The sequence below is a fragment of the Cupriavidus sp. LA-1 genome (assembly GCF_055385985.1).
The window spans coordinates 1,326,661-1,347,773 of record NZ_AP031388.1 but is presented as its reverse complement, the minus strand read 5'-3'; the positions used below and the strand labels follow the sequence as shown (position 1 = coordinate 1,347,773).

Sequence of the window (21,113 nt, the reverse complement as noted above, 5' to 3'; positions counted from 1 at the left end):
GCCCAAGACCCCACTTTGGTGGGGTCCATCGATCATGGCGATGGGGGCGAGTGGCCGCTTACGCGATGAGGTAGGTGGAACGCGGATCCGGGTCGATGGCCGCGCGCAGTTTTCTGACATTGGCTTCCAGTTCGGCATGGGCGGCATCGAGCCAGTCGACGCGATGCCGTACCGGATCCTTGGCTGACAGCGCGCTGGCCGCGATCTCGCGCAGGAAGTAGCGCACCATGCTGCCGGCGCGCGCCGGAACCGGCATCATCCCCAGCAACTGGTGGCGCGCCAGCAGCCGGAGGCTGACCGCATGCCGCAGTCCGGCCCAGGCAGTACGGCCGAGGGCAATGTACAGGGCGTCGGTGCGCATCTGCCGCACCGCGCCCAGGAACTGGGTCTCGAAGACTTCGCGCAACATCGGCACATCCTGCAGTTCTTCCAGGGGACCGTCGAACGCCAGGCCGCGACGCGTGGTGGCATGCGGCAGCAAGGCAAGCGGCTGCAGGCGCTCGAAGCCATCGTTCCACAAGGCCGCGGCGTGCGGCAGGCCGACCAGTTCCGGCACGCGGAAGTGGTCGAGCATGCGGATCAGGTTGGGCCGCACCAGCTTGCCGCCCAGCTCGACGCGGCGCTTGTTCTCGCGCTGGATCACGCGGCCGGGCGCATGGGTGCGCATCAGTTCTTCAGTGACGGCAGCGGCGAGACGCACATGGGCATGGCCGGGCGTCGTGCTGACCAGCACCAGCGGCGCCTGGGCGTTCAGGTATTCGCAAGGCACGTAGTGCATGGCATACGTGCTGTCTTGCGCCACGACGACCGGTTTGGCGATGACGCCGGCAGCGCCCGCAAGTCGCACCTGCGCGCAATACGCTTCAATAAAGTTGGACAAGGCAACCCCCCGCTCGCTTCAGTATGTAAGCATTTTTTTTATTTTTGTGCTTTCCGTTCATGGTAAGTCGGCGATGCATGGCAGACCAAGCGCCCGGCCCCGGTTTGGACGGAATGCGGCGAATCCTTGGTGCGCCGGCCAACACATCTGTTGGGGCTGCGCCCGAACGGGTTGGCCAGAACGGCCGGATTCGCGGCGGCCAAGATACTGCGGCGCCTGCGTCAGCACGATGACACGGCGGTCGGTGCCGGAAAGAAAAAACCGGACACAACAGTGTCCGGTCAACCCATTTGCTGACTCAGGCCGTGTCAGAACCTGAGTGTATAAATAGTAACGATTATCATTTATATTTTCAACGACCTACGGCGGCCCGTGTTACGTGCGCTCAGGCAATCGAGGTCTGGATCGAGAATTGTCCGGACAAGGTCTTGTGCACCGGGCAGCGGTTGGCCACGCGCAGCAGATCGTCGAGGATCTCGGGCGTAAGCTCCCCGCCGACCCTGACCTCGCGGTTCATCGTATAGGTGCCGTTGGCTTCCTCGTGGCCGACGGACGCATGGATTTCGGTGACGGCGTAGCCCTTGCGCTTGGCGTACAGCTGCAAGGTCAGGGTGGTACAGGCCGCCAGGGCCGAGTCCAGCAGGTCATGCGGGTTCGGATATTTGGTGTCGCCGCCGGCCGAAGCGTCCAGGTCGGCCTCCCATTCGGCCGTGCCGTTGGTCAGGTGGCAGATGCTGTTGCCCTGGCTTGGCTTCCATGTCGCTTGGATAGTCATCGAACGTCCCCATCTATAAGTGAGCAGCCCTGCGGGCCGGAACGGTCATTCTATAAGTAGCAGCGCTGCCTCATGGCGGAGGCATCGAAAGGGGCACTTTCCGGGCAATTTGCCTTTTTCCCTAGAAACCCCTTGCCAACCCCGCTGCGCTCGCATATTATTCGCCCCCTCGCAACACAACGCAGCGCTGCAAAGCAGACGGGGCGCGGGTTGCGGGGTTGACCGGAAGGTTGGCGCAGCGAAGTTGGCGCGCCGGCCGCAGCAAAAAAAGATTGCTGAAACGGTTGACGAAACGAAGAAAGCTCTGCATAATCTCGTTTCTCTGCTGCAGACAACGCAGCGACGCAAACGGCAAAGCCGGTAGCGTAGTTCTTTAACAAACAAACAACCGATAAGTGTGGGCGCTGGGTAGCGGACGCCGCTGTCTTCGGACAGTGTTGCTTCACAAGTTATACAGTGCTCGCACAGCAAAACGTGACTGGATCTTCGGATCTGGTCAGTCAGTTTTCTGAGAGTGAGCGACCGCTCGAAAGAGCGAGGGAGCCGCGAGGCTTCCACACAGAGATTGAACTGAAGAGTTTGATCCTGGCTCAGATTGAACGCTGGCGGCATGCCTTACACATGCAAGTCGAACGGCAGCACGGGCTTCGGCCTGGTGGCGAGTGGCGAACGGGTGAGTAATACATCGGAACGTGCCCTGTAGTGGGGGATAACTAGTCGAAAGATTAGCTAATACCGCATACGACCTGAGGGTGAAAGCGGGGGACCGCAAGGCCTCGCGCTACAGGAGCGGCCGATGTCTGATTAGCTAGTTGGTGGGGTAAGAGCCTACCAAGGCGACGATCAGTAGCTGGTCTGAGAGGACGATCAGCCACACTGGGACTGAGACACGGCCCAGACTCCTACGGGAGGCAGCAGTGGGGAATTTTGGACAATGGGGGCAACCCTGATCCAGCAATGCCGCGTGTGTGAAGAAGGCCTTCGGGTTGTAAAGCACTTTTGTCCGGAAAGAAATGGCTCTGGTTAATACCTGGGGTCGATGACGGTACCGGAAGAATAAGCACCGGCTAACTACGTGCCAGCAGCCGCGGTAATACGTAGGGTGCGAGCGTTAATCGGAATTACTGGGCGTAAAGCGTGCGCAGGCGGTTTTGTAAGACAGGCGTGAAATCCCCGAGCTCAACTTGGGAATGGCGCTTGTGACTGCAAGGCTAGAGTATGTCAGAGGGGGGTAGAATTCCACGTGTAGCAGTGAAATGCGTAGAGATGTGGAGGAATACCGATGGCGAAGGCAGCCCCCTGGGACGTCACTGACGCTCATGCACGAAAGCGTGGGGAGCAAACAGGATTAGATACCCTGGTAGTCCACGCCCTAAACGATGTCAACTAGTTGTTGGGGATTCATTTCTTCAGTAACGTAGCTAACGCGTGAAGTTGACCGCCTGGGGAGTACGGTCGCAAGATTAAAACTCAAAGGAATTGACGGGGACCCGCACAAGCGGTGGATGATGTGGATTAATTCGATGCAACGCGAAAAACCTTACCTACCCTTGACATGCCACTAACGAAGCAGAGATGCATTAGGTGCCCGAAAGGGAAAGTGGACACAGGTGCTGCATGGCTGTCGTCAGCTCGTGTCGTGAGATGTTGGGTTAAGTCCCGCAACGAGCGCAACCCTTGTCTCTAGTTGCTACGAAAGGGCACTCTAGAGAGACTGCCGGTGACAAACCGGAGGAAGGTGGGGATGACGTCAAGTCCTCATGGCCCTTATGGGTAGGGCTTCACACGTCATACAATGGTGCGTACAGAGGGTTGCCAACCCGCGAGGGGGAGCTAATCCCAGAAAACGCATCGTAGTCCGGATCGTAGTCTGCAACTCGACTACGTGAAGCTGGAATCGCTAGTAATCGCGGATCAGCATGCCGCGGTGAATACGTTCCCGGGTCTTGTACACACCGCCCGTCACACCATGGGAGTGGGTTTTGCCAGAAGTAGTTAGCCTAACCGCAAGGAGGGCGATTACCACGGCAGGGTTCATGACTGGGGTGAAGTCGTAACAAGGTAGCCGTATCGGAAGGTGCGGCTGGATCACCTCCTTTCTAGAGGCTTGTGTCTCAAGCCTAGCGTTCACACTTATCGGTTTGTTTGCTGTTACAGCCAAGGGTCTGTAGCTCAGGTGGTTAGAGCACCGTCTTGATAAGGCGGGGGTCGTAGGTTCAAGTCCTACCAGACCCACCAAGTTATCCGGAAGGGGGATTAGCTCAGCTGGGAGAGCACCTGCTTTGCAAGCAGGGGGTCGTCGGTTCGATCCCGTCATCCTCCACCATCACCTGGTACCTTGGAATTGGTGGTCAAATGCAAGCGCTTAGCATTGAGCGTTTGCATTTGGCATTGCCAAGCGATCGCAAGATCGGCTGTTCTTTAAAAATATGGGATGTAGTAAAGGTGTCGCGGTGCTTTGATGAGAAGCACAGTAGTTAAACGCGATACCGGGTTGTGATTGTATCAACCAAAATGTATTTAAGTGATCGAAAGATGACTTGGAATACGGCACAAATGCGAGAACTCATCCTGTAGCGACTGTTTCGAGCGATCGAGACACACTCGTTATAGGGTCAAGCGAACAAGTGCATGTGGTGGATGCCTTGGCGATCACAGGCGATGAAGGACGCGGTAGCCTGCGAAAAGCTTCGGGGAGCTGGCAAACAAGCTTTGATCCGGAGATGTCCGAATGGGGAAACCCGGCCCGTATGGGTCATCCCTGACTGAATCCATAGGTCAGGGAAGCGAACGCGGCGAACTGAAACATCTAAGTAGCTGCAGGAACAGAAATCAACCGAGATTCCCAAAGTAGTGGCGAACGAAATGGGAAGAGCCTTGTACTCTTTAGCAGTGGTGTTAGCAGAACGGGATGGAAAGCCCGGCCATAGCAGGTGATAGCCCTGTATGCGAAAACACGATTGTGGAACTAGGTGTACGACAAGTAGGGCGGGACACGTGAAATCCTGTCTGAAGATGGGGGGACCATCCTCCAAGGCTAAATACTCGTGATCGACCGATAGTGAACCAGTACCGTGAGGGAAAGGCGAAAAGAACCCCGGGAGGGGAGTGAAATAGATCCTGAAACCGCATGCATACAAACAGTCGGAGCCTGGAAACGGGTGACGGCGTACCTTTTGTATAATGGGTCAGCGACTTACATTCAGTGGCAAGCTTAACCGATTAGGGAAGGCGTAGCGAAAGCGAGTCCGAACAGGGCGTTGAGTCGCTGGGTGTAGACCCGAAACCAGATGATCTATCCATGGCCAGGTTGAAGGTGCGGTAACACGTACTGGAGGACCGAACCCACTAACGTTGAAAAGTTAGGGGATGAGCTGTGGATAGGGGTGAAAGGCTAAACAAATCTGGAAATAGCTGGTTCTCTCCGAAAACTATTTAGGTAGTGCCTCGTGTGTCACCTTCGGGGGTAGAGCACTGTCATGGTTGGGGGGTCTATTGCTGATTACCCCGCCATAGCAAACTCCGAATACCGAAGAGTGCAATCACGGGAGACAGACATCGGGTGCTAACGTCCGGTGTCAAGAGGGAAACAACCCAGACCGCCAGCTAAGGTCCCCAAGATTGGCTAAGTGGGAAACGAAGTGGGAAGGCTAAAACAGTCAGGAGGTTGGCTTAGAAGCAGCCACCCTTTAAAGAAAGCGTAATAGCTCACTGATCGAGTCGTCCTGCGCGGAAGATGTAACGGGGCTAAGCCAGTCACCGAAGCTGCGGACGCACAGCAATGTGCGTGGTAGGAGAGCGTTCTGTAAGCCTGTGAAGGTGTCTTGTAAAGGATGCTGGAGGTATCAGAAGTGCGAATGCTGACATGAGTAGCGATAAAGGGGGTGAAAGGCCCCCTCGCCGTAAGCCCAAGGTTTCCTACGCAACGTTCATCGGCGTAGGGTGAGTCGGCCCCTAAGGCGAGGCAGAGATGCGTAGCTGATGGGAAGCAGGTTAATATTCCTGCACCGTCGTATGATGCGATGGGGGGACGGATCGCGGAAGGTTGTCCGGGTGTTGGAAGTCCCGGTCCCTGCATTGGAGAAGGCGCTTTGGCAAATCCGGGCGCGGGATTCAAGGATGTGGGGCGAGCGGCCTAGTGCTGCGAAGCAATTGGAAGTGGTTCCAAGAAAAGCCTCTAAGCTTCAGTCATACGAGACCGTACCGCAAACCGACACAGGTGGGCGAGATGAGTATTCTAAGGCGCTTGAGAGAACTCGGGAGAAGGAACTCGGCAAATTGGTACCGTAACTTCGGGATAAGGTACGCCCTGGTAGCTTGACTGGCCTGCGCCAGAAGGGTGAAGGGGTTGCAATAAAATGGTGGCTGCGACTGTTTAATAAAAACACAGCACTCTGCAAACACGAAAGTGGACGTATAGGGTGTGACGCCTGCCCGGTGCCGGAAGATTAAATGATGGGGTGCAAGCTCTTGATTGAAGTCCCGGTAAACGGCGGCCGTAACTATAACGGTCCTAAGGTAGCGAAATTCCTTGTCGGGTAAGTTCCGACCTGCACGAATGGCGTAACGATGGCCACACTGTCTCCTCCCGAGACTCAGCGAAGTTGAAGTGTTTGTGATGATGCAATCTCCCCGCGGCTAGACGGAAAGACCCCATGAACCTTTACTGTAGCTTTGCATTGGACTTTGAACCGATCTGTGTAGGATAGGTGGGAGGCTTTGAAGCGTGGACGCTAGTTCACGTGGAGCCGTCCTTGAAATACCACCCTGGTTTGTTTGAGGTTCTAACCTTGACCCGTGAATCCGGGTCGGGGACAGTGCATGGTAGGCAGTTTGACTGGGGCGGTCTCCTCCCAAAGTGTAACGGAGGAGTTCGAAGGTACGCTTGGTACGGTCGGACATCGTACCTAAAGTGCAATGGCAAAAGCGTGCTTAACTGCGAGACCGACAAGTCGAGCAGGTGCGAAAGCAGGACATAGTGATCCGGTGGTTCTGAATGGAAGGGCCATCGCTCAACGGATAAAAGGTACTCTGGGGATAACAGGCTGATACCGCCCAAGAGTTCATATCGACGGCGGTGTTTGGCACCTCGATGTCGGCTCATCTCATCCTGGGGCTGTAGCCGGTCCCAAGGGTATGGCTGTTCGCCATTTAAAGAGGTACGTGAGCTGGGTTTAAAACGTCGTGAGACAGTTTGGTCCCTATCTGCCGTGGGCGTTGGAATCTTGACGGGGGCTGCTCCTAGTACGAGAGGACCGGAGTGGACGTACCGCTGGTGTACCTGTTGTCTCGCCAGAGGCATCGCAGGGTAGCTATGTACGGAAGAGATAACCGCTGAAAGCATCTAAGCGGGAAACTCGCCTGAAGATGAGGATTCCCTGGCGGCTTGACCGCCTTGAAGGGTCGTTCGAGACCAGGACGTTGATAGGCTGGGTGTGGAAGCGCAGTAATGCGTTAAGCTAACCAGTACTAATTGCCCGTAAGGCTTGATCCTATAACCAGTGTGTTTTGCCTGGTGTGTGTGATCGTGACTGTGCCGAAACAGTTGACACAAGACGCACAACCCCAACTACATCCCTATTCGCAGCGTTGACCTCAACCTCAGCGCTGCAACCCCTTATGCCTGGTGACCATAGCGAGTTGGAACCACCCCTTCCCATCCCGAACAGGTCCGTGAAACGACTCCGCGCCGATGATAGTGCGGATTACCCGTGTGAAAGTAGGTCATCGCCAGGCTCTTATCCCGCAGAACCCCCAGCCCAAAAGGCTGGGGGTTTTTGCTTTGGCGCGGCGCAAAGGCGCCGCTCGCCGTCGCCGTACAGGCGTAATACCATTACCGCTGCACTTCACTCCATCCATGTCGGCTGACAGCGCCTGGTATCTCTATCTGCTCGAATGCACCGGCGATTCCATCTACACCGGGATCACGACCGATGTCGCACGCCGTTTTGCCGAACATCAGTCGGGAAAGGGCGCCAAATACACGCGTTCGCGCAAGCCCATCCGTGTGCTGGGACAACTCCGCTTTGACACGAAGTCCGAGGCATTGAAGGCGGAAATCGAGATCAAGCGAATGAGTTCGGCGCAGAAGCGCGCATTTTGCGCGCAACTCCCGGCACCGGAACCCGAGTAGCAGCCGGCGCAACACAAAACAAAACCGCCCGTATCGCCATGGCGATACGGGCCGTTTTTTACTGTCCGCGTCAGACCACAGTCAGCGTCACGTTGATATTGCCGCGGGTAGCGTTCGAGTACGGGCACACCTGGTGCGCCTGCTCCACCAGCTTCTCCGCAGCCGCGCGCTCGAAGCCCGGCAGCGAGATTTTCATTTCGACCTGGATGCCAAAGCCTTGCGGAATCGGGCCGATGCCGACTGCGCTTTCGATCGAGGCATCGGCGGGCACCGCGATCTTCTGCTGGCCTGCGACGAAGCGCATGGCGCCAATAAAGCAGGCCGCATAACCGGCAGCGAACAATTGTTCCGGATTCAGGCCGTCGCCGGCGCCGCCCATTTCTTTGGGCACCGACAGTTTGGCGTCGAGCCGGCCGTCCGAGGTCACGGCACGGCCGTCGCGGCCGCCGGTGGCAGTGGCATGAGCGGTATAAAGGACTTTTTCGAGTTGCATTTAAGGCTCCGGTTTGGTTGCCCGAGGGGGCGTCAATGCCTGTCGTCAGTCCGGCAGGCTGGAATCGGTCCGCGCTTGTTCAAGCGTCGACCGCAGTGCATGCAGGCGCTGCGTCAGGGCCTGGATCTCTTCGACCGGGCACTGCGTGGCGCACAACATCTGTTCAGGAATACGCGCCGCGCGCTGGCGCAGCGTGCGGCCGGCCTCAGTCAGGCTGACCAGCACCCGCCGTTCATCGGCTGCATCACGGGTGCGCGTCACCAGCCGCGCCGCCTCCAGCCGCTTCAGCAGCGGCGTCAGCGTGCCGGAATCCAGTGCCAGCCGGGCGCCGAGCTCCGAGACTGTCAGCGTTTCCGTCTCCCACAACACCAGCATCACCAGATATTGCGGGTAAGTAAGCCCAAGCTCACCTAATAGCGGCTTATAGAGCTTGGTCATGGCCAACGAGCTCGAATACAGCGCAAAGCATAGTTGGTGATCCAGTAGAAGCCAGTCGGTGGTGGGGTCGTTGTCGCGTTCCATGTCGATATATTAGACGCAATTAGATTGTGTGCAAGATAAATTTTGAGTTTTTTAGAAAGTGATCCATGCACCCCTGTCGGGGTGCCGAACCTTAAGTCTGTTTTAAGTGTCGGCCGCTAGCATGACCGTGTTGCGTCGCATAGTGCCGACGCCTGATGCTCAAAGGAAAGGAACAGGACATGATGCGCCAGACCATTGCTCGCACGGCCGTTGGTATCGCCGCCCTGGCCGCCCTTGGCGGCGGCTACGCCTATCTGCAGAAGGAAGTCATCACGCCGGGATACGCGGCCCCCGCGCCGGTCGCCGCCGCGGCACAGCCGGCGGCCGCCATGGCCATGCCGATGGACTTCTCCAGCATCGTGGCGCAGTACGGGCCCGCCGTGGTCAATATCAGCGTGACCGCGCGCGCGCAGCGCACCGCGGCGCAGATGCCGCAGGGCATCGATCCGGACGACCCGCTATTCCAGTTCTTCAAGCGCTTCGGGCCGCAGTTCCAGGGGCCGCAGGGCGGGCAGCAGCAACTCGTGCGCGGGCTGGGCTCGGGCTTTATTGTCAGCCCCGATGGCCTGATCCTGACCAACGCGCACGTGGTCGACGGCGCGCAGGAAGTCACCGTCAAGCTGACCGACCGCCGCGAGTTCAAGGCCAGGGTGCTCGGCAGTGACCCGCAGACCGACGTGGCGGTGATCCGCATCGATGCCAGGAACCTGCCGACCGTGCGCCTGGGCGATCCTTCGCAAGTGCGCGTGGGCGAGCCGGTGCTGGCGATCGGCTCTCCCTACGGCTTTGAGAATACCGTGACCGCCGGCATCGTCAGCGCCAAGTCGCGCTCGCTGCCGGACGATACCTATGTGCCGTTCATCCAGACCGACGTGGCCGTCAACCCCGGCAACTCGGGCGGCCCGCTGTTCAACCAGCGCGGCGAGGTGGTCGGCATCAACGCGCAGATCTACAGCCAGACCGGCGGCTACCAGGGCTTGTCGTTCGCGATCCCGATCGACGTGGCCACCAAGGTGCAGCAGCAGCTGGTGACGCATGGCAAGGTCACGCGCGGGCGTCTCGGCATCAGCGTGCAGGAGGTCAACCAGGCGCTGGCGCAATCGTTCGGGCTGCCCAAGCCGGCCGGCGCGCTGGTCAATTCGGTCGAGCCTGACAGCCCGGCCGCGCGCGCGGGCGTCAAGCCGGGCGACGTGATCGTGCAGCTGGACAATGAAGTGATCGACCATTCGGGCGATCTGCCCGAGCACGTGGCCGATATCAAGCCGGGCACGCAGACCTCGCTGAAGATCATCCGCAAGGGCCAGCCCATGAGCTTGTCGGTAACGGTGGGCGCGGCCAAGGACCAGGCGGTGGCGCAGAAGCGCGGCGGCAATGAGGCCAGTGGCCGGCTGGGGCTGGCAGTGCGCCCGCTGACGCCGGCGGAGAAGCGCGATAGCGGCATCGAAGGCGGCCTGGTGGTCGAGGACGTGACCGGTCCCGCCGCGCGTGTCGGCATCCAGCCGGGCGACGTGATCCTGTCGCTCAACGGCACGCCGATCGCATCGGTCGATCAGCTCAGGACGCTGGTGAGCAAATCGGGCAAGCAGGTGGCACTGCTGGTGCTGCGCGACGATGCGCGCATCTTCATTCCGCTCGATCTGGGCTGACGTCAATGGCTTGCGGCGGACACTGCAGACTGGCCGCAAGCCGTTAACCGACAAGGCTTTGCCGCCTCCGCGGGCCGTATACCTGCACGTATACCGACACGTATACAAGCAGGGTATACGGCCCGCTAAGCCTTAGTGGAGGCGGGATTCAGCACAACGAACTGCTTACAGAAAGCGCGCTAGCAGGTATCATCTCGACTGCGATGCACGAAGCATGCGGCGGCAGCCCCCGCCGGCCCTGGTTCTGCTGAATCGACAAAGAGGAAGTCTATGCAGTTGGATTTCACCCGCGCCCCGCTGCCGGGTACCGATAGAGCGCGGCGACTGACGTCCACGACGTCCAGCGCCGGCTCCGCGCCGAAGCCCCGACGGCGCAAGAAGATGGTCGCTCCCCACTGGGAGCGTGGCTACCGCTCGCATTTCTACCGCAACGAGCGCGGCGACAAGCTTGGCGAAGTGCACCTGTCCGAGCGCGGCGAGATGCCCGTGGTCTACCACTGGGCCGCCGGCAACTACTCGGGCGCAGAAGGCTCGCTGGCCCACGCCCGTGCGCGCGTGGAAGAGACCATCGGTTTCGGCATGCGCCAGCTGTCGCTGTTCTGAGCAGGTACTTCGCCGGTGCCGCGTCCGCCGGCACTGCGACCCGTCCGCGCCATCGCCTCGCGCGCGGTGCCATCGCTTCTCCCTGATTTCCGCAGTCGTTCCGCAGCAGCCCCGTAGCCTGACCCGCAGCCAGCTCAGTCCTGACAGGACCGGTGTCGCCATTCGCACGGGCTTCAGGTCAGCCGCCGCTGCACCAGCATGTACGCTGCCGCGCCCAGCGCCACCACGGCAATCAGCCGATAGATATCCTCGCAGGCAATCAGCCTGGCCTGCTGTTCGATCAGCCCGCTCAGTTGCGCCAGCGCGCCCTGGTGTGCCTGCGCCGCATCGTAGCCGCGCGCGGCCAGCGCCGCCTGCATCGCAGTCATCCAGTAGCCGGTTTCGGCAGGTCGCTGGCCCACCGCGTGCAGCAGGCTGTCATGCACGGCGAACTGCCGGTTCTGCAGCAGCACCGCGCCCAGCGCCGAGGCAAAGGAGCTGGCGATTTGCCGCATCAGGTTCTTGCTGCGGTAACCGTGGGCGAATTCATCGGGGCTCAGCGCGCGGAAGGTCAGCCCGGCGATGGGGATGATCACCAGCACGCCGAACAGCCCCTTGCCGACCAGTCCCCAGGCCAGCGCCGGCGGGCCGGCATCGGGCGGCATCTGCGAGAACCACCATGCCGTGGCGGCCATCAGCAGCAGGCCGGCCACCATCAGCGGCTTCTTGCGCGTCAGGCGCGCGGCGACGTGCAGGTAGACGAAGATGCCGGCCAGGCTGACCAGCGCGGCAAAAGTGTTGAGCCAGCCGGTGGTGGCCAGCGGGATCTTCAGCGCCTGCTCGGCATAGATCGGGAACACGTAGCCGCTCAGGTTGCTGATCATGTAGTACACGAAGTACATCGCCAGGCCGGCCAGGTACACCGGCTGGCGCAGCGCGCGCAGGTGCAGCACCGGCTCGCTGTGGTGCCACTGCTGCCACAGGAACACGGCCAGCAGCGTCAGCCCGGCGGCCGCCACCAGCGTGAGGCGCAGCGGGTGCGAGAACACGTCGAAGCGCGCTTCGGTCAGCGCTGCCTGCAGCGTCACGATGGCGGCGCCGAACAGCAACAGCGGGCCCAGCGCGGGGCCGCCACCGCTGTCGGCATCGGCGCGCGGCTCGGCGTCCGGCAGCAACAGCCAGGCGCCCAGCGTGGCCAGCGCGGCGAATGGCAGCACGCCGTAGAACACGTCCTGCCATACGCCATGGTCGATCAGCTCGGCGGCGAGGGCCGGGCCCAGCGCCGACGCCGAGAAGATGCCGATCATGAAGATGCGGGTGGCGCGCGGGCGCGCCGTCGGCCCGAACAGCACGTTGACCAGGATGCGGCAACTGGTGAAGAGCGCGCCGCCGCCCACACCCTGGATAAAGCGCGCCACCACCATCTGCGGCAGCGCCTGGCTGGTCGCGGCCACCACCGTGCCGGCCATGAACAGCAGCAGCGCCCCCGTCAGGTAGTAGCGGTAGCCGAACCGGCGCGACAGCCACTGCTGCTTCAGGATCATCAGCATGCTGCCGACCGCGTAGGCCGCCTGCACCAGCGCGAAGCCGCGCGGGTCGGCGTCGAGGCCGCCGACGATATGGCTAGAAGCAAACACGAACATGATGTTCTCGAGGAACTCCACGCCGGTGGCCAGTGCCAGCAGCATCATCAGCAGGGTCTGGCGCTGCCGGTGGCTCAGCCAGCGCAGCCACCGCATGCTGACGCGCAGCCGCCACAGCGGCTGCCACGGTGAGCCGGAATTCATGGCTGAAGTTGTTCCAGGGTCTGGTGCAGCTGGGTCAGTGCGCGCGTGGCGCCGGCCAGGCCGCCCGCGCCCAGCGGTGCCCAGGCCTCGCCGTAGGCGGCATGCACCACAGGCGCGGCGCGTTCCAGCAACCGGCGGCCGGCCGGGGTCAGGGTCAGTTCCAGGCTGCGGCGGTCGCTGGCCGACGCGCGCCGGCGCAGCAGCGCGCGTGCTTCCAGCCCGTCCAGCAGCCGGGTCATCTGCGTGCGCGTGGCGTCGAGCGTGGCGCCCAGCTCGGACGGCATGCTGGGCTGGTTCTCATCCACGGCAAGCATGCTCAGCAGCAGGTACTGGCTCATGTCCAGTTCGAAGGGCGCCAGCGCCTGGTCGATATGGCCGCGCAGCAGGCGCGCGGTGCGCAGCAGCAGCCTGGAGGCCAGGATCAGGTCGCGCGGGGCTTCGGGATGGCTGGCGCAGAAGCGGTCGATGCGTTGCTCAAAGGACATGGCAGGAGGGCTGCGATCCGCGCGAGCGGCGGATCGGTTGCATTCGATATAGTTACTAATGTAATTATATCAGGCGAAGCTAATTATGCCAGTGCAGGGCGGGCGACGGGCTTAACGGCGCAAGTCCGAGGCGATCTGGCGAATGCCCGCCCGCAGCGCTGCCAGCGCCTGCGCATGGCGCGAGGCCGGCAGGTTGCCGTAGCGCAAGCCGACATAGGCGGCGTTGACGGCAGCGATCGCGTCGGCCGCGCGCGGCAGCCGCGCGCTGGCACGGGTGGCGAAGTCTTGCGGGCCTTCGGCCTGGGCGCGCTCGCAGCCATGGCGGGCCAGCAGGGCGCAGAAGCGGGCATAGGCCGCATCGACAGGATCCGCCGGCCCGCGGCGCCGCCACAGCGGCACCAGCGCCAGCAGGCACAGTGCGCCCAGCACACCGGCCAGCAACTGCCCGGCGCCCACGCCGGCGCCGAGTGCCAGCATCAGCCGCTGCTGCTGCGCATGGTCGTACTGCAGCACCCAGCGCTGCCAGGTGTAGACGGCGCCCTCATAGGCCCAGCGCAAGTCCTTGAGCCACGCCGGTTGCTGCGACGGGCGCCAGTCGGCGGCTTCGCTGCCGACCACGGCATCCAGCCCCTGCTCGATCCGGCTGGGCGCGACGGCGCTGGTCGGGTCCACGCGCACCCAGCCGCGGCCGTCGAGCCAGACTTCGGCCCAGGCATGGGCATCGGACTGGCGCACCACGTAGTGATTGCCGATCGGGTTGTACTCGCCGCCCTGGTAGCCGGTGACCACGCGCGCGGGCACGCCGGCGGCGCGCATCAGGAAGACGAAGCTGCCGGCGTAGTGCTCGCAAAAGCCGCGCCGGGTGTCGAACACAAAGCTGTCGACCTGTTCGCTGCCCAGCGGCGGCGGGCTGAGCGTATAGGCGAAGGGCGCCGCCGCGAACAGCCGCAGCGCGGCCTGCACGCGCGCGGCGGGATCGGCATCACGTTCCGCCCATTGGGCGGCCAGCGCGCGGGCGCGCGGATTGCCGGGCGGCAGGCTCAGGGCCAGCCGGCGCGTGGCGGGTGTCAGCGCTTCGGGCGCGGGCGACAGTGTGGAATGCGTGCGGTAGTGGATGCGCTGGTCCACCGGCCGGCGCACCATGAACTCGCCGTCGGGCGTGGCGGCGGCATCTGCGCCGGCGGACAGCGCCTGGCCGCGGTCCAGCGCGAACAGCCAGTGCTGCTGGCTGGGCTCGAGCGTGATGCTGACGTCGATGCCATCCGTGTTGCCGGCAACGGGAGCGGGTGCCAGTTGCCGCCGGCGCTGGCGCGACGGGTGCCAGGTGGTGCCGTCGTAGTCCCACAGCACCAGCGCGCGCCAGTAGAGCGCTGCCGCGGGCAGGGGCGGCCCGGCAACTTCGGCACGCAGGGCCACCTCGGGCGAACGGATCAGCTGCCCGACGCTGCCCGGCCGCATGGTGTCGCTGATGCCGGTGGTGCCGCGCGGCGCCGATTGCGGCAGCTGCCACAGCGGGTGTTCCAGCCGCGGGAACAACACGAACAGCGCCAGCGCCCATGGCAACCCCAGCAGCGCCATGCGTCCCAGCAGCGGCCAGATTGCCAGCCGGCTGCGCGCCTCGGGGTGATGCAGCAGCAGCCAGTTGCGCAGCACCCACGCGCCGATCGCCAGGCTGTACAGGGCCAGCCAGAACGGCTGGTCGGACAGGTACAGCGTCAGCAGCAGGTAGAACGACAGCTGCGTGACCAGCGTCGCGTCCGACAGCGCGCGGCATTCCAGCAGCTTGAGCACGACAAAGGCGCCCAGCAGCGCCACGGCGAGCTCGCGCCCCATGCCGCCGCCGTCCTGCCACACCAGGGCGCTGGCCACCAGGAGCACCAGCATCGCGGTCGTGCCAAGCATCCAGCGCGAAGGCAGCGGCGCGCGCCGCCGCCACAGCAGCCAGCGCCAGCCCAGCAACAGCACCAGCAGCAGGCTGACCGCCACCGGCAGCGTGCGCGCCTGCGGCGCCAGCACCAGCGCCAGCTGGCCCAGCAGCAGGCCATGGTCTTCATGCCGCAGCGGGCGCGCGACGGGTTTCACGCGCGGTCCCCGGAGCGGACTTCGGGTCGGTAAGCGGCAGGCCGTTGCGGCCACAGCGCCAGCGCTTCCAGGCAGGCGCGCCGGTGGCTGACACCGCGCGCCGGCGGCAGTTCAACGCCAGGCAGGCGCAGGCCGATCTCGGCCTCGTCACCGGCGGCCAGCAGCCATGCGCACAGCCGCGACAGCCGGGCCTCGGCCTCCATGCCGGCGGGCAGCGCGTGCCAGTCCAGCCAGCGGGCCGGCAGCTGCGGCGGATCGCCGGCGCGGCTGAGCCAGCGGCCGGTGCGCGCGCTGTGCTTCCAGGCAATGCGGTGCAGCGGGTCGCCGTTGCGGTAGCGGCGCAACTGGTCGATGCCGTCGTCGCTGCCAGCGGCGCTGGCGGCCGCATGCGCGCCGTCGCCATCGTCGGGGCGGTGCACGGCGGGCGGCGGCGGGGCATTGGCTTCGGGCGCGGGGTAGACCAGCGTCGACATCTCCAGGTCCGCGTAACTCCAGACGCGGAACAGCCCGAACGGGAAGCGGCTGGCGATCGCCACGCGCGGCAGCGCCAGCCGGCCCCGGCGCGCCGCCGGCACATGCAGGGCCAGCATGCCGCTGGCGTTGCCATCGAGCGTCAGCATGGCGGTGGCCACGTTTGGCAGCCCGGGCACGCGGGCCTCGATGCCGATGCGCGCGCTGGCGTCGCGGCTGTCGGCGCGCACCTGGAACACGGCATCCTGGCCGGCATGGACCGCCGCCACCGGGCCCGCCGCCACGGCGAGGTCAAGCAGGTTGCGGTAGGCCAGCCACATGCACGACATGCCGATGCCGGCCAGCATGAAGGTCAGCGCAAAACCCAGGCTGACGTTGTAGTTCAGCGAGGTCATCAGCATCGCGCCCAGCACCACCGCAAAGCCGATGCCACCGCGCGTGGGCAGGATATAGAGATGGCGGCGGTCCAGCAGCACTGCGCCGCCGGCTCCGGTCGGGCGCCGGCTTGCCCTGCGGCGCTGTGCGATGCCCGGCGCGCCGCCGAGCACGCCCTTGCGCGCCGCCATGGCCTTCAGGGAATCGCCACGCCGGCCAGCAGCGCGGCCAGCTGGCTGTCGACGGCCGCGTGGCCGCCGGCGCCGGCTGGCAACAACCGGTGCGCGGCAACGGCGGCAAAGACCGCCTGCACGTCTTCGGGCAGCACCATGTCGCGCTGCGCCAGCAGGGCCCATGCGCGGGCGCAGGCCAGCAGCGCCAGCCCGGCGCGCGGCGACAGCCCCGCGGCAAAGCCGCCGTGGCTGCGTGTGGCCAGCACCAGTGCCAGCACGTAATCGACCAGCGCCGGGCTGGCGTGCACCTGTGCGGCAGCTTCCTGCAGCGCCAGCACCTGGGCGCCATCCATCACCGCGGGCAGTTCCGGCGCGCTGGCGCCGCCCAGGTACAGCACGCGCTCGAAGGCGGGGTCGGGGTAGCCCAGCGACAGCCGCATGGTGAAACGGTCCAGCTGCGATTCGGGCAGGGCATGCGTGCCGATCTGCTCCAGCGGGTTCTGCGTGGCGATCACAAAAAACGGCGACGGCAGCGCGTAGGTGGTGCCGTCATGGGTCACCTGCCGCTCGGCCATGGCCTCGAGCAGCGCGCTCTGGGTCTTGGGCGGCGCGCGGTTGATCTCGTCGGCCAGCACCACCTGCGCGAACACCGGGCCGCGATGGAAGCGGAACTCGGCGGCATCGCGGACAAAGACCGAGACCCCGATCAGGTCCGCCGGCAGCAGGTCGCTGGTGAACTGCACGCGCTGGTACTGCAGCCCCAGCGTGCGCGCCAGCGCATGGGCCAGCGTGGTCTTGCCCACGCCGGGGACATCTTCCAGCAGCAGATGGCCGCGCGCCAGCATGCAGGCCAGCGCCAGCCGCACCTGCTGCGGCTTGCCAAGAACAATGCGGCCCAGCTGGGCCTGGGCCTCGGCCAGCGAAGCGACGATGCGTGGGCGAGCAGTCACGTTGGACCCCGGCGCAAAAAGGTGGGAAAGCGGGCGGATGCAGGGAATATCGGGCGCAGACCAGCGCATTGTAGCGGCGCGGGCGGCACGCGGCACCGTCTGTTTCCGTACGCAGGCAGCGGGGGCGGGGCGCCGCGTGCATGCTTATGGTGCAACGGCTGCGCCAGATTGCGCCGGTTCTGGCATCATGGGCCTGTCGGGCCACCACGGCCCTGCCCATTCCTTTTCCGCGGCCCGTGCCGCGCCTGCTGCAATGACCTCGCTGGATCCCTCCGCCGACCTGCCTTCCTCCGTCCTGTCTGCCGATGCCGGCGCGCTGCCGCGCCTGGTGCAGGCCTTCCATGCCAACGGTTTCGTGATCCTGCGCGGCTTTGCCGATGAGCCGGCGTGCGCGGCGCTGGAGGCGGTGACGCGCGAGCACCTGGCGGCGGCGGCGCCGCCGGTGGAGTTCGAGGCCGACCTGGGCTATCCGGGCGCGCCGCCCGCGCGCGATGCCGCCGGCGGCGGCACGGTCAGGCGGCTGCGCCAGGCCTACGGACGCGACGAGGTATTCCGCCGCTGGGCCGGCGATCCGAAGCTGGTGGCGGTGGTGCAGGCACTGCTGGGCGAGCCCGCGCGCATCACGCTGGCGCATCACAACTGCGTGATGACCAAGCATCCGCACTACGGCAGCCAGACCGGCTGGCACCGCGATACGCGCTACTGGTCGTTTGCCCGGCCGGAGCTGGTGACGGTGTGGCTGGCGCTGGGCGACGAGGACGAGCGCAACGGCGTGCTGCGCGTCATCCCGGGCTCGCACCAGGCCAAGCTGGAGCCGGGCCAGCTGGACCCGGCCGAATTCCTGATCGAGGCCCACCCGGCCAGCCAGCCCCTGCTGGATGCGGCGCAGCCGCTGGCGCTGCACCGCGGCGATGTGCTGTGCTTCGACAGCCGGCTGTTCCATGCGGCCGGCCGCAATGCGTCCAACGCGGTCAAGCTGTCGGTGGCGTTCGCGTATTTCGGGGCCAGCAACCGGCCGCTGGACGGCACGCGCTCGGCCGAGTTCGGCAGCGTGGAGCTGCCCGCGGCAGTCTGACCCCCGCGGCTGCGCTCAGGTGCGCAGCCCGACCAGCCCGGAAATCTTCTCCGAAGCCTCCAGCAGCGGCGGCAGGAAGCGCTCCAGCATTTCCTGCGCGCTGGTGCGGTTGGCCTGGCCGCTGATATTGATGGCGGCGATGATGTGGCCGGCGCGGTTGCGGATCGGCGCGGCCAGCGACACCAGACCTTCTTCCAGCTCCTGGTCGTTGAGCGCCCAGCCGCGCTTGCGGATATCGGCGACGATGGCCTTGAGCGCGTCCGGGTCGGTGACGGTGCGTCCGGTGCGCGCGCGCAGGTCGGTGGCACGCAGCACGCTGTCGAGCTCCGGCTCGGTCAGGCCGGCCATCAGCACCCGACCCATCGACGAGCAATAGGCCGGCAGGCGGCTGCCGATCGACAGGTTGATGGTCATGATCTTGCGCGCCGGCACGCGCAGCACGTAGACGATCTCGGTGCCGTCCAGCACCGAGATCGAGCAGCTTTCATGCACCTGCTGCGACAGCGTCTCCATGATCGGCTCGGCCAGGTTCCAGAACGGCATCGAGGTCAGGTAGGCGAAGCCCAGGTCCAGGATCTTGGGCGTCAGGCGGAACAGGCGCCCGTCGGCCTGTACATAGCCCAGTCCCACCAGCGTCAGCAGGATGCGGCGCGCGCCGGCGCGCGTGAGGCCACTGGCCTGGGCGATCTCGGTCAGGGTCTGGGCGGGGTGCTGCGCGTTGAAGGCCCGGATAACCGACAGCCCGCGTGCAAAAGACTGCACATAGCTGTCGCTCGGCTTTTCGGGCGTGGCGGCGCTGTCGGCGGTCTGCGGTGCTTGCAGTGAGCTCTGGCGGGGATTGGCGGGACTGGCCATCTACGTAGCCCGGCGCGGTTCGCCGGATTGGCACGGAAAGGCCGAAAGGGTAGAGGAAATGCCGGCATTGCGCCAGTGCCGGGCCTGCGCATGGCCTGGCGGCGCCCCATGCGGAGCGCCGCCGCCAGGCTGTCTCCCGCACCGTTATCGGCCTGGCGAGAGGGTCCTTAGCGGAAGCTGCGCTGCGCCAGCACGAATACCGCCGCGAGCACGCACAACACGGCAAAACCATGCAGCATGTCCATGCCGGCCAGCAGCGTGGCCTGCCGGTCGACTTCCAGCGAGATCCTGGCCAGACCGGTTGCCGACAGCGCATCCGGCGCCTGCAGCACCGGGTTGAAGCGGGTGATGTGCTCCACCAGGTGGGTGCGGTGCTGGGCCAGCCCGTCCTGCATGAACACGCTGGCCAGGCCGGTGCCCGTGGCCGAGGCGATCTGCTTGCACACGTTCTTGAACTGGTAGGCGTGCGAGAAGTCCTCGACCGGCACCTCCAGGTAGGTCATCGACGCCACCTGCACCATCAGCAGCACGGGCGTCAGCCCTTCGAGCAGCACCACCGGCACCAGCGCGTAGTCCGGCGCGCCCGGCATCAGCTGGTGCGACAGCAGCATCGCCGCGCAGGCGTAGACGATAAAGCCGATGGCGATCACGCGCCGCTTGCGGAACACCAGCGCCATGCCCAGCGTGATGACGACGGCGCCGATGGTCGAGATCGTGCCGCTGGTCGACAACAGCATGCAGGTGGTGCGGAAGGTCAGCCCCAGCCCGGTCTGCGTGAGCGAGGGCAGCAGGAACGACCAGGCCGACGACATCAGGTAATAAAGCGTGTAGAAGCCCAGCCCGTACAGGTACTGGCGCCCGGCCAGCCGCGAGAAGTCGATCCACGGGTCCGGATGGCGATGCAGCCGCCAGCCGCTGAAGGCGAACAGCGCCAGCCCGCACAGTGCGGCCAGCGGCATTTCCAGCGAACTGAAGAAGCGCGTGTAGCGCATCTCCTGCAGGGTGTGCAGGAACACCAGCGCGCCCAGCGCGGCGGCGATGGCGGCGGGCCAGTCCAGTGTCGATACCGGCGGGTGCGGGTCGCGCGGGGCGCGGGTCGGGTAGGTCAGCGCCACCGACAGCAGCACCGGCAGCGCAATGCCGGCCTGGAACAGGAACACTGCGCGCCAGCCGATATCGTCGAGGAAGATGCTGGTCAGCCAGGGCGTGATCGCCAGCATCGAGAACGCGCCGCCGCCAAAGCGCAGCATCAGCGGGCCGCGTTCGGCCGGCGTCGACACCAGTTGCACCAGGATGCGCGAGGCCGCGAACAGGCCGCCGGCGCCCAGCCCCTGCACCGCCTTGCCGGTGATCAGCCCGGTGGGGCTGGCGTACTCGGCGCAGATCAGCGAGCCCAGGATGAACACCAGCAGCGACCCCACGGTGAAGCGCTTGTACGTGGTGCGGCGCGCGACCTGGTCCAGCACCATGTTCATCAGCACTGCGGTGGCCGCGTAGGCCGAGATCGCGTACAGATAATCTTCCGGCGCGGCACCGACGCCGCCCTGGATATGCTGGCTGGCCACGCCCATCATCAGCGTGGACGAAAAGTCGATGCCGGTCACCAGCCCTAGCGTCAGGCCGAACAATGAAAGACGCCAGTGACCCATTTCCGGGTGACTGGCGAGTTGCATGCGCGGGCGCTGTGGCGTGGGAGCCGTGGCAGTGGCGGGGGCGAGGGCTGCTGGAGTTGCGGGGGCTAAGGCGTCCGGTCCAGCTGGGACAGGCGTTTGTTGCATCGCTCAAGCATAATGTAGGCCTGCCGTCGAGAACTACAGCTTGTCAGGGAA

The 21,113-nt window shown here is 64.5% G+C and carries 15 protein-coding genes, 2 tRNA genes and 3 rRNA genes; 9 read left to right on the top strand and 11 right to left on the bottom strand.

The annotated features are described in order from the left end of the window. Nucleotides 1-58 precede the first annotated feature (58 nt). Both ACZ5MJ_RS25380 and ACZ5MJ_RS25375 read right to left on the bottom strand, forming a co-directional pair. Complete coding sequence (locus tag ACZ5MJ_RS25380; protein WP_464226444.1) at nt 59-880, bottom strand: hypothetical protein; 822 nt, start codon at nt 878-880, stop codon at nt 59-61. Nucleotides 881-1,265: 385 nt separating this feature from the next. Then, nucleotides 1,266-1,655 (bottom strand): OsmC family protein, encoded by a 390-nt coding sequence (locus ACZ5MJ_RS25375; RefSeq protein WP_464226443.1) that lies wholly within the window; start codon nt 1,653-1,655, stop codon nt 1,266-1,268. Nucleotides 1,656-2,222: 567 nt separating this feature from the next. Here ACZ5MJ_RS25375 and ACZ5MJ_RS25370 point away from each other — a divergent pair. The 6 genes from ACZ5MJ_RS25370 (at nt 2,223) to ACZ5MJ_RS25345 (ending at nt 7,788) form a co-directional block, all read left to right on the top strand. Beyond that, a 16S ribosomal RNA gene (locus ACZ5MJ_RS25370) occupies nt 2,223-3,754 on the top strand. Nucleotides 3,755-3,816: 62 nt separating this feature from the next. Continuing rightward, nucleotides 3,817-3,893, top strand: a tRNA-Ile gene (locus tag ACZ5MJ_RS25365). 12 nt (nt 3,894-3,905) lie between these two features. Then, a tRNA-Ala gene (locus ACZ5MJ_RS25360) sits at nt 3,906-3,981 on the top strand. A gap of 287 nt (nt 3,982-4,268) precedes the next feature. Further along, nucleotides 4,269-7,149 (top strand): 23S ribosomal RNA (locus tag ACZ5MJ_RS25355). A 128-nt stretch (nt 7,150-7,277) separates the two neighbouring features. Further along, nucleotides 7,278-7,391, top strand: a 5S ribosomal RNA gene (rrf, locus tag ACZ5MJ_RS25350). Together the 16S, 23S and 5S rRNA genes with 2 tRNA genes alongside form the textbook arrangement of a ribosomal RNA operon. Nucleotides 7,392-7,512: 121 nt before the next feature. Beyond that, a complete protein-coding gene (locus ACZ5MJ_RS25345) occupies nt 7,513-7,788 on the top strand; it encodes a GIY-YIG nuclease family protein (RefSeq protein WP_464226441.1) in 276 nt (91 codons plus the stop codon). Nucleotides 7,789-7,858: 70 nt separating this feature from the next. Here ACZ5MJ_RS25345 and ACZ5MJ_RS25340 read toward each other — a convergent pair whose 3' ends face one another. Both ACZ5MJ_RS25340 and ACZ5MJ_RS25335 read right to left on the bottom strand, forming a co-directional pair. After that, the gene (locus tag ACZ5MJ_RS25340) at nt 7,859-8,281 is read right to left on the bottom strand and encodes an organic hydroperoxide resistance protein (RefSeq protein WP_432261619.1); all 423 of its coding nucleotides are present in this window, start codon (nt 8,279-8,281) and stop codon (nt 7,859-7,861) included. A 45-nt stretch (nt 8,282-8,326) separates the two neighbouring features. Beyond that, on the bottom strand, nt 8,327-8,803 hold the full coding sequence (locus ACZ5MJ_RS25335; RefSeq protein ID WP_464226440.1) for a MarR family winged helix-turn-helix transcriptional regulator: 477 nt from the start codon (nt 8,801-8,803) through the stop codon (nt 8,327-8,329). 179 nt (nt 8,804-8,982) lie between these two features. Here ACZ5MJ_RS25335 and ACZ5MJ_RS25330 point away from each other — a divergent pair, with 179 nt between their 5' ends. Both ACZ5MJ_RS25330 and ACZ5MJ_RS25325 read left to right on the top strand, forming a co-directional pair. After that, nucleotides 8,983-10,449 carry a DegQ family serine endoprotease gene (locus ACZ5MJ_RS25330; RefSeq protein WP_464226439.1) on the top strand — a complete coding sequence of 489 codons (1,467 nt, stop codon included), beginning with the start codon at nt 8,983-8,985 and terminating at the stop codon, nt 10,447-10,449. 270 nt (nt 10,450-10,719) lie between these two features. Continuing rightward, the gene (locus tag ACZ5MJ_RS25325) at nt 10,720-11,052 is read left to right on the top strand and encodes a hypothetical protein (RefSeq protein WP_464226438.1); all 333 of its coding nucleotides are present in this window, start codon (nt 10,720-10,722) and stop codon (nt 11,050-11,052) included. A gap of 173 nt (nt 11,053-11,225) precedes the next feature. On the opposite strand, the gene ACZ5MJ_RS25320 is transcribed toward ACZ5MJ_RS25325, so the two are convergent. The 5 genes from ACZ5MJ_RS25320 to ACZ5MJ_RS25300 all read right to left on the bottom strand — a co-directional run bounded on the left by ACZ5MJ_RS25320 (nt 11,226) and on the right by ACZ5MJ_RS25300 (nt 17,354). Then, the gene (locus ACZ5MJ_RS25320) at nt 11,226-12,818 is read right to left on the bottom strand and encodes an MFS transporter (protein WP_464226437.1); all 1,593 of its coding nucleotides are present in this window, start codon (nt 12,816-12,818) and stop codon (nt 11,226-11,228) included. After that, nucleotides 12,815-13,303: a MarR family winged helix-turn-helix transcriptional regulator gene (locus ACZ5MJ_RS25315; protein ID WP_464226436.1), complete on the bottom strand. Its 489-nt coding sequence runs from the start codon at nt 13,301-13,303 to the stop codon at nt 12,815-12,817. Before ACZ5MJ_RS25315 ends, ACZ5MJ_RS25320 begins: the two co-directional genes overlap by 4 nt. A 111-nt stretch (nt 13,304-13,414) precedes the next feature. Further along, on the bottom strand, nt 13,415-15,385 hold the full coding sequence (locus ACZ5MJ_RS25310) for a transglutaminase TgpA family protein (protein WP_464226435.1): 1,971 nt from the start codon (nt 15,383-15,385) through the stop codon (nt 13,415-13,417). Then, nucleotides 15,382-16,422, bottom strand: coding sequence for a DUF58 domain-containing protein (locus tag ACZ5MJ_RS25305; protein WP_464226433.1), 1,041 nt, complete (start codon nt 16,420-16,422; stop codon nt 15,382-15,384). The genes ACZ5MJ_RS25310 and ACZ5MJ_RS25305 overlap by 4 nt, the downstream gene beginning before the upstream one ends. Before the next feature lie 5 nt (nt 16,423-16,427). Then, nucleotides 16,428-17,354, bottom strand: coding sequence for an AAA family ATPase (locus tag ACZ5MJ_RS25300; RefSeq protein ID WP_464226432.1), 927 nt, complete (start codon nt 17,352-17,354; stop codon nt 16,428-16,430). A gap of 253 nt (nt 17,355-17,607) precedes the next feature. Between ACZ5MJ_RS25300 and ACZ5MJ_RS25295 the strand changes: the two genes are divergently transcribed. After that, nucleotides 17,608-18,429, top strand: coding sequence for a phytanoyl-CoA dioxygenase family protein (locus ACZ5MJ_RS25295; RefSeq protein WP_464226431.1), 822 nt, complete (start codon nt 17,608-17,610; stop codon nt 18,427-18,429). 15 nt (nt 18,430-18,444) lie between these two features. On the opposite strand, the gene ACZ5MJ_RS25290 is transcribed toward ACZ5MJ_RS25295, so the two are convergent. Together ACZ5MJ_RS25290 and ACZ5MJ_RS25285 are read right to left on the bottom strand one after the other, a co-directional pair. Then, complete coding sequence (locus tag ACZ5MJ_RS25290; protein ID WP_464226430.1) at nt 18,445-19,284, bottom strand: IclR family transcriptional regulator; 840 nt, start codon at nt 19,282-19,284, stop codon at nt 18,445-18,447. Nucleotides 19,285-19,451: 167 nt separating this feature from the next. Then, a complete protein-coding gene (locus ACZ5MJ_RS25285) occupies nt 19,452-21,062 on the bottom strand; it encodes an MFS transporter (RefSeq protein ID WP_464226429.1) in 1,611 nt (536 codons plus the stop codon). Nucleotides 21,063-21,113: the final 51 nt, after the last annotated feature.